The organism is Mycobacterium colombiense, assembly GCF_001665835.1.
In the GTDB taxonomy this organism is placed as follows: domain Bacteria; phylum Actinomycetota; class Actinomycetes; order Mycobacteriales; family Mycobacteriaceae; genus Mycobacterium; species Mycobacterium colombiense_A.
In genome coordinates, this window is sequence record NZ_LZSX01000072.1 from 130,435 (window position 1) to 143,226 (window position 12,792).

The following is a 12,792-nucleotide window of genomic DNA, read 5'->3' on the forward strand; positions in this document are numbered from 1 at the left end:
GCACTCCGTGGTGTTGCTGGACGGCACATCGAGCCACCGGCGGGAGCTGCTGGGCAACAAGGGCCACGGCATCGAGGCGATGCGCCGGCACAACCTGCCGGTGCCGCCCGCGTTCTGCATCACCACCGCGGTGGGCCTCCGATATCTCGCCGATCCCGCGGCGACCATGGACGCCATCTGGGACGACGTGCTCGACCGGATGCGCTGGCTGGAGGGTCAGACCTCGCGCACGTTCGGCCGGGGCCCGCATCCCCTGTTGGTCAGCGTGCGCTCCGGAGCCACCCAGTCCATGCCGGGCATGATGGACACCATCCTGGACCTCGGCATCAACGACGACGTTGAGCAGGCGCTGGCGGCGACCGGCGACCAAGCGTTCGCCCGCGACACCCGCCGGCGGTTCTCGGACATGTATCGGCGCATCGTCGGCGTCACCGAGCACGAATCGGTGCCCTCCGACTCGTACGCGCAGCTGCGCGCCGGCATCGAGGCGGTATTCGCCTCGTGGAATTCACCCCGTGCGCTCGCCTATCGCGCCCACTACGGAATCGACGATCAGCACGGCACCGCCGTGGTCGTGCAGGCGATGGTGTTCGGCAACCACGGCCCCAATTCCGGTGCCGGGGCGTTCTTTTCCCGCAATCCGATCACCGGCGACGACGAACCGTTCGGCGAATGGCTGCCCGGTGGCCAGGGCGACGACGTGGTGTCGGGATCGGTCGACGTCGAACCGATCGTCGCGCTGCGCGACGAACAGCCGGCCGTCTACGACGAACTGATTGGTGCCGCCCGCACCTTGGAACGGCTGGACTCCGACATCCAGGAGATCGAGTTCACCGTCGAGGACGGCAAGCTGTGGCTGTTGCAGACACGGGCGGCGGAACGGTCGGCGCAGGCGGCGGTGCGCACGGCGCTGCAGCTGCGCCATGAGGGAGTCATCGATGACGCGGAGACAATGCGCCGGGTGACCCCGGCGCACGTCCAAACCCTGCTACAACCGGCGCTTCAGCCCGAAATACGTTTGGCGGCACCGCTATTGGCCAAGGGATTACCGGCGTGCCCGGGCGTGGCGTCGGGCAAGGCGTACACCGATGTCGACGAGGCGCTGCGCGCCGTCGATCGCGGCGAGCAGGTGATCCTGGTGCGCGATCACACCCGGCCGGAAGACGTGTCGGGCATGCTGGCCGCGCAGGGCATTGTCACCGAGGTCGGCGGCGCATCCAGCCATGCGGCGGTGGTCAGCCGCGAACTGGGCCGGGTGGCGGTGGTTGGCTGCGGCCACGGGGTCGCGGCAGCGCTGGCCGGCAAGCAAATCACCGTCGACGGCGCCGAAGGCGAAGTGCGCGAAGGCAATCTGAGCCTGTCCGCGTGGTCGGAAGACGATACGCCGGAACTGCGCGAACTGGCCGACATCGCACGGCGGATCAGCCCGCTGCGTGCCCACGCCGCGGGCGACCACGCGCGACTGGACGACAGCTCCGAGGTCGCGGTGCGCGCCGCACTCAACAGCGGGCAGGCCGACGTGGTGTCGGCGACGCCGTTGATCGTGATGCTGACCGCGCTGCGCCTGACCGCAGGATCCGCGCCGTGACCGAATTGGCTGTGCTGCAAGGGGTTCGGCTCAAGGGCCGGGTGAATCCCGCCGACCTCGCTGCGACGCTGGGTGCGGACCTTGCCGACATCACCCCCGTTGTCGAGCGGCTGACCGCGGCGGGACTGCTGACAGAAGGCCCGACGTTGCGGATCACCCTCAGCGGGACCGACAGGCTGGCGGCGCTGCTCGACGAAGAACGCGAGGGCATCGATCCAAAAGCGATGGCGGCCGCCTACGAGGACTTCCGCGCCGTCAACGCCGACTTCAAGCGGCTGGTGACGGATTGGCAGCTCAAGGGCGGACCGGGCGGCGTTCCCAACGCTCACGACGACGCCGCCTACGACGCCGGGGTGCTGGCCCGCCTCGATGACGTGCACGCCCGCACGATGCCTATCATCGAGGCCGCCGCGGCACAACTGCCGCGGCTGAGCGCCTACGCGGCCAAACTGGTTGCGGCACTGGACAAAGTCAAGGCCGGGGAGACCACCTGGCTGACCCGGCCGTTGATCGACTCCTACCACACGGTGTGGTTCGAGCTACACGAAGAGCTGATCGTCGCCGCCGGCCTGACCCGCGAAGAGGCGGCCAGATCCGGCGATGCGCAATAGCTAGAGCGCCGCGTCGAGCAGCACCAGGTAGGCGTCGATGTCGGGCACGGCCGAGGCCGCCGCGTGCACGCTGATCGCGATGGTGTCACCGAGGCCGTGCACGCCGTGCGTCAGCCCCATCATCGGTGACAGCGCCGGATATCCCGACGTCAGCACTACCCGGGCACCGCCGAAGCTCAGATCGGTGGCCCCGCGGTTGACGCTGGACACCACGGTATTGCCGGACACCTGCGTCGCGCGCTCCTCGACATCGAATTGTCCGATGCCCCAACGCAGCAACCCGGCCGGAACCGCCGCGAACGCGCGGTCGGCGGCCCGGGTGGCCGGGTGCTCGAAGCGGCGCCGGCCGTTGGCCAGGTCGGCTGCGATCCGCTCGGCGCGCGCGTCCGGCCCGAGCTGCGGGTATAGCCCCACCACGATGTTGCCGAAGTGGTTGTGCGCCCCCGCCGTACCGGGCTTGGCCATGGGAACCTCGGCACCCAGCGAATCGCATCGCCCATCAAGCAGATTGGACAGGGCCTGCGATATCGCGCCCAGCACGCCGACGGTGATCGTGGGGCCGGGCAACTGCGCACGGTGTCGCACCAACGTCCGCACCGCGCGGGCGCCCTCGGGACGCGCATTCGTCGGAAGCAGCGGACGCGACCCGGCGCCGGGGGCCAGCAGGCCCGCGCGGATGTCGCGCTCCAGCCGGCGATGGGTGCGTGCCGCCTGCGCGGCCCGCCACGGCAGAAAGCCCGGCCGTTGTCTGGGCACCTGCGGCACCGGGTCCGGCCGCCCGAACAGCCACGCCGCCATCGCCGCGGAGCGGGCGCCGTCGGCCAGTGCGTGCGCGACCTGCAACACCGCGACAGCACCCGACCCGGCGACGCCGGGAATGCCCCGAACCGGGGTGAAGACGTGCAGCCGCCAGGCCATCCGCCGAACGTCCAGCTGGTCATCGGCGAGGCCGGCGACGGCCGCCAGGACGCCGTCCCAGCTTTGCTCGGCGAGGTTGTGACGAACCACCTGCTCGGACGTGACGGCCACCGGCACCCACTGCGGGTAGCGCCATCGGCCTCGGTCCCGCACCCGCATCCTCAGCGCCGGCTCGGCGTTGGCCCGCAAGCAGAGTTGTTCGACTGCACCCGCGTTGTCGGCGGGCTCACCGTCGAAGGCGTACAGCAGGAACTCGTCGCTGGGGATCTTGGCCGACATCCAGTAGAACTGCGCGTCGACGGCAGCCATCCGGTGCCCCGACACGGCCCGAGCCACGGTGTCAGCCGGGTGAGCCGATGAACCCGAGCACCAGGTCGGCGACCTTGTCGGGCTGCTCGAGTTGCAGGAAATGGCCGGCATGTTCGACGATGCCGACCTCGCTGCCCGCGGGCAGCACCTTTTCGGCCCGCCTCGCGAAAGCCGGTGTCATGCAACCATCGTCGCGACCGTGCAGGTACAGGCACGGCAGCACGGGTTCTTCGGTCCACAACTGGTTCAAGGCGGCATACCGCGCCGACGGCCGGGTGTTGCGGATGGTGGCGCGATAAGGCCCCAGCGCCGCACGCCAGCTTTCCGGCGCCCCGATCGCGGCGTCGACGTGACGCAAGTCCTCATCGGCGCGATAGCCGGGCGACCACCGCCGCCACAGCAGCGGCAACACCCAGGACGCGGAACGCTCAGGCAGCCAAGGCAATTGGAAGTACATGATGTACCAGCTGCGGAAGACCTGGCGCGCCACATGGGCGGCCAGCCGGGCCCGCTCGCCAACGTCACCACCGCGCCGCCGGAACGCCGCCGACGGCGGCGTCGACATGATCACCGCCTTGGTGAACGGGCTGTCGGGCATGGCGGCCAGGCCGGTGCCGGTGATCGCGCCCCAGTCGTGGCCGATGATCACGTCGTTCTCGGTGCCCCCCGCGGCCGAGCGCACCCGCAGGGCGTCGTCCATCAGCGCGCCCACCTGATAGCCGCCGTCGACCGGGATCGACGACGGCGCGTATCCGCGCATGAAGGGTGCGATCACCCGCCACCCCGCCGCGGCGAGCCGGGGGGCGACCTTGCGCCAGCCGTAGGGCGTGTCGGGGAAGCCGTGCAGGCACAGCGCTATGGGACCGTCTTGCGGCCCCCAGGTGAGGGCCTTGAGGTCCCCCACAGGACCGGTCACGTCGATCCAGCCTGGTTCAGCCATGTTCACTCCCTGCTCGACGTCTCCGCAGGGATCAACCTAACCTGTGCGGCCGCACGACGCACCGACCCTGGTCGCCAGAGGGTCAAACCGTCGCTGTACCAGGAGTTTTCACCGTTGCAGCGCGGCGGCCCGCTCCAGCTCGGCGATGATGATCTTGCGCATGCCGTACATCGCGTTGGTGGCCGCCGCCGCCCGCGTGCGGTCGGGGTCGCCGATCAATTCGTAGAGCCGGTCCGGGACGATTTGCCAGCTCATCCCGAAGCGATCTTTGAGCCAGCCGCATTGCGATTCCTCGCCGCCGTCGCTCAGCCGGTCCCAGTAGTAGTCGACCTCGTCCTGGTCCTTGCAGTGGATCGTGAACGAGACCGCCTCGGTGAAGTGGAAGTGCGGACCGCCGTTGATCCCGATGAACCTGGTTCCGTCCAGCACGAAGCTGCCGGACAGGACAGTGCCGGGCGCGCCCGGCCCGGCCTCGGTGGTCTGGTTGAAGCCCTCGATGTGGGAGTTGGGGAACACCGAGGTGTAGAACCTGGCGGCCTCCTCAAGGTTGTCGTCGAACCACAACGACGGGGTGATCGATGGCATGTCCGGGGCCTCCTTGTTGGCTCGTTGGTCTCTGCCATTGATAGACCCCGGCGCCGACGAAAACTCACCGCGTCGTCCACCCGCGCAACAGTGCTTAACCGGCCTATGTAACGTCAGGTCGCATGAATACCGTCAGCAGCAGTCCCGAGACGGTGGAGTTTGCCGGCGTCGAGGGGATCACCCTGGTCGCCGATGAATGGAATCGCGGCTCCGACGGTGCCGGGCGACCGAGCATCCTGATGTTGCACGGTGGCGGCCAGAACCGGTTTTCCTGGAAAAACACCGGCCAGACGCTGGCCGATGAGGGACTGCACGTGGTGGCGCTGGATTCCCGCGGACACGGAGACAGCGCACGCTCCCCCGACGCCGACTACGAGATCGAGACGCTCACCGGCGATGTCATGCGGGTGCTGGACGCGATCGGCCGGCCCGTGACGATCATCGGGGCCAGCATGGGCGGGCTGACCGGCATCCTCGCCGCTCACCGGGCCGGTCCCGCGAAGGTCACCCGGCTGGTGCTCGTCGACGTGGTCCCCCGATTCGAAAAGGGCGGCAGCGCCCGCATCCGCGACTTCATGTTCAGCGGCCTCGACGGCTTCGACTCGCTGGAGCAGGCCGCCGACGCCGTCGCCGCCTACCTGCCTTACCGGAGCAAGCCGCGCAGCCCGGAGGGCCTGAAGAAGAACCTGCGCCTACGCGACGGCCGCTGGTATTGGCACTGGGACCCCGCCTTCATGACCAAGCCCGGCGACGATCCCGAACTGCGCACCGAGAGCTTCGAGCAGGCCGCCAAGAGCCTATCGATACCCGTCTTGCTGATCCGCGGCAAGCTGTCCGACGTGGTGAGCCCCGAGGGCGTTCGGCACTTCCTGGCCACCGTGCCGCGCGCCGAGTTCGTCGAGCTGTCCAACGCCGGGCACACCGCGGCCGGCGACGACAACGACGCGTTCAGCGACGCCGTGGTGGCGTTCGTCAACCGCCGCTGACTGGCCGACGAGGCTAGTTCGCCGGCTTCTCCGCGTGCCCGCCGAATTGCTTGCGCATCGCCGAGAGCGCCTTGTTGGCGAAGTCGTCGAGTTGGCGCGAAGCGAAGCGGGATTGCAGCGCGGTGGTCAGCACCGGCGAGGGGACGCCCTCGTCGATCGCCGCGATGGACGTCCACCGGCCCTCCCCGGAGTCCGAGACCCGGCCGGAGAACTCCTTGAGGTCGGGCGAATCGTGCAGTGCTATCGCCGTCAGGTCCAGCAGCCAGGAGCCGATGACGCTGCCGCGCCGCCACACCTCGGCGACCTCCGGAATGTCGAAGTCGTACTGGTAGAACTCGGGATGCTCCAGCGGCGCGGTTTCAGCGTCACCCGCCTGGACGTGCTTGCCGATGTCGGCATTGCGCAGGATGTTGAGCCCCTCGGCGAGCGAGGCCATCATTCCGTACTCGATGCCGTTGTGCACCATCTTCACGAAGTGCCCGGCGCCGGAGTGCCCGCAGTGGAGATAGCCTTGCTCCGACCGCGCGACCTCGCCGTCGCGACCCGGCGTGCGGGCCGCGGCGTCGACGCCCGGTGCGACGGTGGCGAAGATCGGCTCGGCGTGCAGGAAAGCCTCGTCGTCGCCGCCGATCATCAGGCAGTAGCCGCGTTCCCGGCCCCACACGCCGCCGCTGGTGCCGCAGTCGAGTAGGTGAATGCCGCTCTCCGACAGAGTTTTCGCGTGGCGGATGTCGTCGCGGTAGTAGGAGTTGCCGCCGTCGATGACGATGTCACCCGACTCCAGCGTCTTGGCCAGTTCCTCGATGACACCCGTCGTGATGGTGCCAGCCGGCACCATCACCCAGACGACCCGCGGCGCCGTCAGCTTCTCAGCGAGCTCTTGCAGCGAGCCCACCCCGGTGGTCCTCTCCTCGCCCGCCATCGCCTTGACCGCGTCGGGGTTGTGGTCGTAGACCACGCACTCGTGTCCGCCCGCGACCACGCGGCGGACGATGTTCGCGCCCATCCGGCCCAGGCCGATCATCCCAAGCTGCATCGTGCCAGTCTCCTTACTGTTGGGTGGGCTTGCTACGCGGCAGCCACGGCTCGTGCCAGCTGTGGTGGCCCCGCAGCAGCGACTGTGCGGCCTGGGGTCCCCACGAGCCCTCGTCGTAATGATGAATGCGGCCCGGCTTGTCCAGCACGGGCTGCACGATTCGCCACGTCTGTTCGATGGCGTCTTCTCGGGCGAACAACTGGCGATCTCCGTTGAACGCCGCGTAGAGCAACCGCTCGTAGGGCCGCACCGGTTCGCCGAGGTCCTCGGCGAACGACGAGTCCAGGTGAACGTCGTGCCACGAATCTCCGGCCTGGGCGGACAACTGCAGCCGCATCCCGGGATCGGGGTCGATGCGCAGCACGATCTGGTTGCACTCGGGCGGGCGGCGGTTGGGCAGGAACGAGAACCCGGGAACGTGATGCAGGAACATCCGCACCTCGGTCACCTTCTCCGGCAACGCTTTTCCGGCGCGCAGGAAGATCGGCACCCCGGCCCAGCGCCAATTGTCGATCTCGGTCCGCAGCGCAATGTAGGTCTCGGTGGTGGAATCCTTTGCCACACCGGCGACGTCGGTGTAGCCGCGATACTGGCCGCGGACGCAACGCTCCGGATCCAGCGCCGGCATCGCCCGGAACACCTCGGCCTTCTTGTCGTTCAGGTCGTCGGCGCCCGCCCCGACCGGGGGCTCCATGGCGACCAGGGCGAGCACCTGCAGCAGGTGGTTTTGCACGACATCGCGAAGGGCGCCCACCGCGTCGTAGAACTTGCCGCGGTCCTCGATCCCGAAGTCCTCGGCCATGGTGATGTGGATCTCGGAGATGCTGTCGCGGTCCCACACCTTGGCCAGCCCCTGGTTGGCGAATCGCAGGTATTGCAGTTCTTCGACCGGCTGTTTGCCCAAAAAGTGGTCCACGCGCAGGATTTGGTCTTCGTCGAGCACCGCGCGCAGCCGCTCGTTGAGATCACGCGCCGAGTCCAGGTCGTGACCGAACGGCTTTTCCACCGCAACCCTGGCCCGCTCCAACAGGTCGGCCTTCGCCAGGTTCTCCACGATCGGCGCGAACAAGGACGGCGGCATTTCGAGGTAGTAGAGCGGATGGGAGTCCGAAGGGATCTTCTTGGCGAGCTGTTTGTAGAGGCTGGCGTCGGTGACGTCGCCGTGCAGGTAGGACAGCCGGTCCGCCAGCCGGTCGAACACGGCGTCGTCGAACGTCTCCCCCGATGCCTTGATGGCGTCGCGCGCCCGATCCTGAAGCTGCTCGACGGTGATGTCGTCACTGGCCACGCCCACGATCGGGTGGTTGAGCATGTTGCGACGCTCGAGCCGGTACAACGCCCGGAACGTCATCTTGCGCGCCAGATCGCCGGTGATTCCGAAGATCACCAGCAGGTCAGATGGACTAGTGTCGTCCTCGGCCAAAACCGCTCCTCCCGAAAGTCACCCGATCGGCTCCCTTGAGATCACTACCCGCGGCTGGCGGAGTCAACACTAGACACTGCAGATAGGGCCGACAACCTGAGTGGACCGCCGCCTTGAAAGGATGACCGCCATGGCTGACGCGCTGCACGTCACGGTCTACCTCCTGGCGGGGATTGCCGCGATCGAGGGCGTTGCGCTGATCGTGCTGTGGCGGTTGCTGGTGCGCAGTCAGCAGGAACTCGACGAGTTGCGCCAGCGGACCGACACCCGCAATCAGCTGCTGTCAGGTGGTCGCGAGGCCGTCAAAAGGGTGTGGAACACCGCCAATCTGATGCGCAAAGAGGGCTTCGGCGCGGCGGTGCGCAGCAGCATCGAGGACCTCGCGGACTGGGCCGAAGTCGAGCGACCCGACCTCGCCCGCGTCACCCCGGACGGCCGGGTGGTGATCTTGTTCTCTGACATCGAGGAATCGACCGCGCTCAACGAGCGGATCGGCGACCGGGCCTGGGTCAAGCTGATCAGCTCGCACGACAAGCTGGTTTCGGATCTGGTGCAGCGACGGTCCGGTCATGTGGTGAAGAGCCAGGGCGACGGATTCATGATCGCGTTCTCTCGCGCCGAGCATGCCGTCCGGTGCGGTCTCGATCTGCAGCGCGCGTTGCGCAGGGACGCAAACCGCAAGCGGCACGAGGAGATTCGCGTCCGGATCGGCATCCACATGGGCCGTTCGGTGCGTCGCGGCGATGACCTGTTCGGCCGCAACGTCGCAATGGCGGCACGGGTCGCCGCGCAAGCGGTCGGGGGTCAGATTCTGGTGAGTCAGCCGGTACGAGACGCGCTTTCCGACTCCGACGGCATCCGGTTCGACGACGGCCGCAATGTGGAGCTGAAGGGCTTTTCGGGCACCTACCGCTTATTCGCCGTAGAGCCTCCGTCCGATTCCGAGCCGGACTGAACGCCGTCCCCGTTGTATTCGGCCAACCGCTGATGCAGACGGTCGCGGACCTCGTCGGCGGTGTATGCGCGCCGCTTGCGTTGGTCGCGGACGACCAGCGCGCCCCCGGCGACGACACCGGCGGCACCGGCCAATCCCAGCCACTTCCACACATTGCGCATGACACCAGGCTATGCGCAGCCGGGTCGTTATGGCCCGGTTGTGATTGACTTGTGTGCCCGCAACATTCGGCAACGCATCGCGCGTGACGTACCGGCGGGCTCATATTGGCGACGACAGCGACGAAAGTTGCGGCGGCGGACGGGCTTACACGAAGATGCTCACTTTGAACCAAGCGCTCGAACAGACCCGCACCGGCGACCTCTGGTTGTTTCGTGGCGGTTCGGGACCCGACCGCGCCATCCAGACGCTGACAAACAGCCCGGTGAACCACGTCGGGATGACGGTGGCCATCGACGACCTGCCGCCGTTGATCTGGCACGCCGAACTCGGTGACAAGCTCGTCGACCTGTGGACGGGGACGAATCATCGTGGCGTGCAACTCAACGACCTTGCGCAGTCGGTGTTGCAGTGGTCGCGGCGCTACCACCAGCGGTGCTGGCTACGCCAGCTGACCCCGCCGGCCAACCGGGAGCAAGAGAACACGCTGCTGCGCGTGATCGCCCGGATGGACGGCACCGCATTTCCCACCACCATGCGCCTGACCGGCCGGTGGCTGCGCGGCCGGCTGCCGAACGCCTACGACTGGACGCGCGGAATCCCGTTCGTGGACAAGAAGGTTCGCGAATCGACGCAGCGACGCAAGGAGCGCCAGAGGCTCGGCCTGGAGGTGGCCTACTGCGCGGAAACGGTGGCCATCACCTACGAGGAAATGGGGTTGCTCACCACGGATAAGTACTCCAACTACTTCGACCCCGGCTCGTTCTGGAGCGGTGACAGGCTGCCGCTCGCACCGGGCTACGCCCTGGGCGACGAAATCGAGATCGCGGTCGGCTAGGCGAGGACTACTCGACCGCCATCTCGCCCATCTCCGACCAGCCCGTGGCGTCGATGGTCTGGTTGATGATCTTGGGCGTCGACATCAGCGCCTGCGGGGCCTCTTGAATGAAGCGCTTGAAGTGGTCGCTGTTGACGTGGGCTGCGCCCGCCTCATCGTCGCGGAACGCCTCCACCAAGACGTACTCCGCCGGGTTGTCCAGGCTGCGCGACCAGTCGAACCAGAGATTGCCTTCTTCGGCCCGAGTCGCCGCGGTGAACGACGCGACGAATTCGGGCCAGCGGTCGGTCCACTCGGGTTTGGTCTCGAACTTGACGACGATGAAGATCATTGCGGCCCCGCCTCGGTTCGCTGTTCCGGTTACGCCCGTCCGGTCTCCGCGGGCAGCGCCAGCCTATCCGCCCGCGGGTGGCGCGACGGCTACGTCCGGGGCCGAACGCCCGGCGTAGTTTGCTTGGGTAATGGTTAGAGCAAAGTGTGCTCATGCGTCACACATGACACATGAGCACACTTTCGCCGCAGGCTACCCTTTTCCCATGACTAGTGGCGTAGCTCACAAATTAGCCCGATGCGGCTGCATTTCACTATTCCACGCAACGGCAGAACTGCATCCACTCAAGGCGTCGAAAAACCTGTCTTTATGCCCGGCAATTCGCGTTCTTTTCGTTATTGATTCGCAATTCCTGCGTGCCCGGATAAAGGAAATCAGGGACCCGGCGGAGGCGGAACGGGGGCCGGAGCGTCGATCAGAACGGCAGGCGGCGGCGGCGGAGCGTCCGGCGCTGGCGGCGGAGCGAACAGTGGCGGTGGCGCGCCACCATCTTCCGGTGGCATTGGGAGGAACATGTGGTGGGTGAATCCGGCCTGGTAGGCGCCCGGACCACCTAGGTGCACGCCGCCGCGCTCACCGCTGGCGACCGAGGTTCCGTCCGGCAGCGTCACCGCGGTGTGGCCACCGTTCCAGCCGATGACCAAGGCGTTGGGGGCGGTTCCATATTGAAAGCCGCGCGCCAGCAATGCACCCTCTTCGTTTCCGGTGTTGAATCGATCGCCGAAAACGGGCCTGTCAGTCGCTGCATTCGCAATCCACGAAGCAAGTCCCGAACAATCCGTCCCGGAGGGCGAATCGCCGCCCGGAATATACGGCGTGCCGGAAACCTGACCGATCAAAGACATCAATGTTGCAATAACGACCATGGGCAGGGAGGCTAGCAATAACATTTATCGCGAACCAAAATTTGTGGCGCAGGTCATCCGCTATGCGGAGAATGACGTACGCCGCAGCTAGAGCAAACTTATTACACATCGGTATATTTTCGGCAGCTAAATACTTGCGGTTCGCGAGCGCTGGTTCCGCGGTTCCTCCGTGCGCTTTTACACCGTTACCGACTACGCGTGGTCGCAGCCGACAACCCGCCGAGCGCGACTTCTCCCGATCCAACTCTCGGCACACGGCGTTTTGGTCAGACCGGCGTCCATATCCCGTTGTTCCAGATACCCCAGTTACCGGCGCCGGTCGGGTTCCACATCATTTGCGCCCCGGGCGCCCAGGCCGGTTGGGGTGGCTGCGGCGGCGCCCACGCCGGTGGGGGCCCCCAGGGCCCCCACCCCGCCGGGGCGGATGGGCCTCCCGGACGTTGCCAGTCGTGGCATTGATGCCAGTCCCAGTCCAATACGTTGCCCCAGGCCGGGTTCCATTGATCGCCCGGACACCAGTGACCGGTGGGCGACGGCGTCGGGGCCGCCTCAGCGACGGGGCCGCCGGCCAGGCCCAGAGCTGACAGCGCCAACGCACCGCCCACCAGCACTCTCCGAGACCACCGCCCCGTCCGCTTTACAGTCGTCATCTCCCCAGACTTTCCCTAGACCGGGATCCGGGCAAGTAGTAAGTCGGATTCCTTGGCAAGCGGGTCACAGCCCGAACTTGGCCCGGGCCTCCTGCGTCACCGGGGTGAACAGGTTGACCAGGTTTCCATCGGGATCGCGGAACAACAACGCGCGGTTCCCCCAGGGCATCGTGGTCGGCTCCGTCACGACCTCGGCGACGTGCTCGCGGAGCCGCTCGTATTCGGAGTCCACGTCCTCGACGATGAACTCCAGAATGGCGCTTCGGTTGGCCGCGGGTTCGGCGGATCCCTCGCCGAACACTGGGACGGTCTTGTCGCTGCCGATGGCCAGCGTGCCGATCGGCGTCGGGATTTCGGCGAACAGCTCGTTGCCCCAGATCGCGGCGACCTCGGTGACCAGCTCGTAGAAACCGACCAGCCGCTTGACGTCGGCCGTGATGATGCGCGTCGAGATGAACTTCATGCGATCTCCCTCGGGTTCACAGCGATGCCTGTCTGGGCACGGATGCTAGACGCCGCCTCCGACAACCAGGGCGCCGTCACGAGGGTGCGACCCGATGTCCCGAATCACCGGGCCCGCCGGGTTCTCCTGGCCTG

General features: G+C 67.2%; 14 protein-coding genes and 1 pseudogene. 5 read left to right on the top strand and 10 right to left on the bottom strand.

All coding sequences use genetic code 11. The annotated features are described in order from the left end of the window. Window positions 1–7 precede the first annotated feature (7 nt). Both A5760_RS14570 and A5760_RS14575 read left to right on the top strand, forming a co-directional pair. Window positions 8–1,588 (top strand): pyruvate, phosphate dikinase, encoded by a 1,581-nt coding sequence (locus tag A5760_RS14570; protein WP_064881877.1) that lies wholly within the window; start codon window positions 8–10, stop codon window positions 1,586–1,588. After that, on the top strand, window positions 1,585–2,199 hold the full coding sequence (locus A5760_RS14575; RefSeq protein WP_064881878.1) for a hypothetical protein: 615 nt from the start codon (window positions 1,585–1,587) through the stop codon (window positions 2,197–2,199). Before A5760_RS14570 ends, A5760_RS14575 begins: the two co-directional genes overlap by 4 nt. Here the strand turns inward: A5760_RS14575 and A5760_RS14580 are convergent, their stop codons facing one another. From A5760_RS14580 to A5760_RS14590, 3 genes are all read right to left on the bottom strand, one after another. After that, window positions 2,200–3,441, bottom strand: coding sequence for a WS/DGAT domain-containing protein (locus tag A5760_RS14580; RefSeq protein WP_231122639.1), 1,242 nt, complete (start codon window positions 3,439–3,441; stop codon window positions 2,200–2,202). 16 nt (window positions 3,442–3,457) lie between these two features. Beyond that, window positions 3,458–4,366, bottom strand: a complete 909-nt coding sequence (locus A5760_RS14585) for an alpha/beta fold hydrolase (protein ID WP_064881880.1) — start codon at window positions 4,364–4,366, stop codon at window positions 3,458–3,460. Between the two features lie 108 nt (window positions 4,367–4,474). Beyond that, window positions 4,475–4,951 carry a VOC family protein gene (locus A5760_RS14590; protein WP_064881881.1) on the bottom strand — a complete coding sequence of 159 codons (477 nt, stop codon included), beginning with the start codon at window positions 4,949–4,951 and terminating at the stop codon, window positions 4,475–4,477. A gap of 122 nt (window positions 4,952–5,073) precedes the next feature. Between A5760_RS14590 and A5760_RS14595 the strand changes: the two genes are divergently transcribed. Then, complete coding sequence (locus tag A5760_RS14595; protein WP_064881883.1) at window positions 5,074–5,937, top strand: alpha/beta fold hydrolase; 864 nt, start codon at window positions 5,074–5,076, stop codon at window positions 5,935–5,937. Between the two features lie 13 nt (window positions 5,938–5,950). Here A5760_RS14595 and gnd read toward each other — a convergent pair whose 3' ends face one another. Both gnd and A5760_RS14605 read right to left on the bottom strand, forming a co-directional pair. Further along, complete coding sequence (gene gnd, locus A5760_RS14600) at window positions 5,951–6,973, bottom strand: phosphogluconate dehydrogenase (NAD(+)-dependent, decarboxylating) (RefSeq protein WP_064881884.1); 1,023 nt, start codon at window positions 6,971–6,973, stop codon at window positions 5,951–5,953. Between the two features lie 13 nt (window positions 6,974–6,986). Next, entirely contained in the window at window positions 6,987–8,396 is a 1,410-nt protein-coding gene (locus A5760_RS14605) for a glucose-6-phosphate dehydrogenase (RefSeq protein ID WP_064881885.1), read from the bottom strand. Between the two features lie 121 nt (window positions 8,397–8,517). Between A5760_RS14605 and A5760_RS14610 the strand changes: the two genes are divergently transcribed. Next, on the top strand, window positions 8,518–9,351 hold the full coding sequence (locus A5760_RS14610) for an adenylate/guanylate cyclase domain-containing protein (RefSeq protein WP_064881886.1): 834 nt from the start codon (window positions 8,518–8,520) through the stop codon (window positions 9,349–9,351). On the opposite strand, the gene A5760_RS14615 is transcribed toward A5760_RS14610, so the two are convergent. Next, window positions 9,303–9,512, bottom strand: a complete 210-nt coding sequence (locus tag A5760_RS14615) for a hypothetical protein (RefSeq protein ID WP_064881887.1) — start codon at window positions 9,510–9,512, stop codon at window positions 9,303–9,305. The two genes, A5760_RS14610 and A5760_RS14615, sit on opposite strands and share 49 nt — an antisense overlap. Window positions 9,513–9,667: 155 nt before the next feature. Between A5760_RS14615 and A5760_RS14620 the strand changes: the two genes are divergently transcribed. Then, complete coding sequence (locus A5760_RS14620; RefSeq protein ID WP_064882004.1) at window positions 9,668–10,348, top strand: hypothetical protein; 681 nt, start codon at window positions 9,668–9,670, stop codon at window positions 10,346–10,348. A 7-nt stretch (window positions 10,349–10,355) separates the two neighbouring features. Here A5760_RS14620 and A5760_RS14625 read toward each other — a convergent pair whose 3' ends face one another. From A5760_RS14625 to A5760_RS14635, 4 genes and pseudogenes are all read right to left on the bottom strand, one after another. Continuing rightward, the gene (locus A5760_RS14625) at window positions 10,356–10,679 is read right to left on the bottom strand and encodes a putative quinol monooxygenase (protein ID WP_064881888.1); all 324 of its coding nucleotides are present in this window, start codon (window positions 10,677–10,679) and stop codon (window positions 10,356–10,358) included. Window positions 10,680–11,056: 377 nt separating this feature from the next. Next, a pseudogene (locus tag A5760_RS14630) lies at window positions 11,057–11,545 on the bottom strand (C40 family peptidase); the annotation flags it as partial. Window positions 11,546–11,811: 266 nt separating this feature from the next. Further along, entirely contained in the window at window positions 11,812–12,195 is a 384-nt protein-coding gene (locus A5760_RS26190; protein ID WP_082279476.1) for a hypothetical protein, read from the bottom strand. Between the two features lie 64 nt (window positions 12,196–12,259). Next, window positions 12,260–12,658 carry a VOC family protein gene (locus A5760_RS14635; protein ID WP_064881891.1) on the bottom strand — a complete coding sequence of 133 codons (399 nt, stop codon included), beginning with the start codon at window positions 12,656–12,658 and terminating at the stop codon, window positions 12,260–12,262. Between the last annotated feature and the right edge of the window lie 134 nt (window positions 12,659–12,792).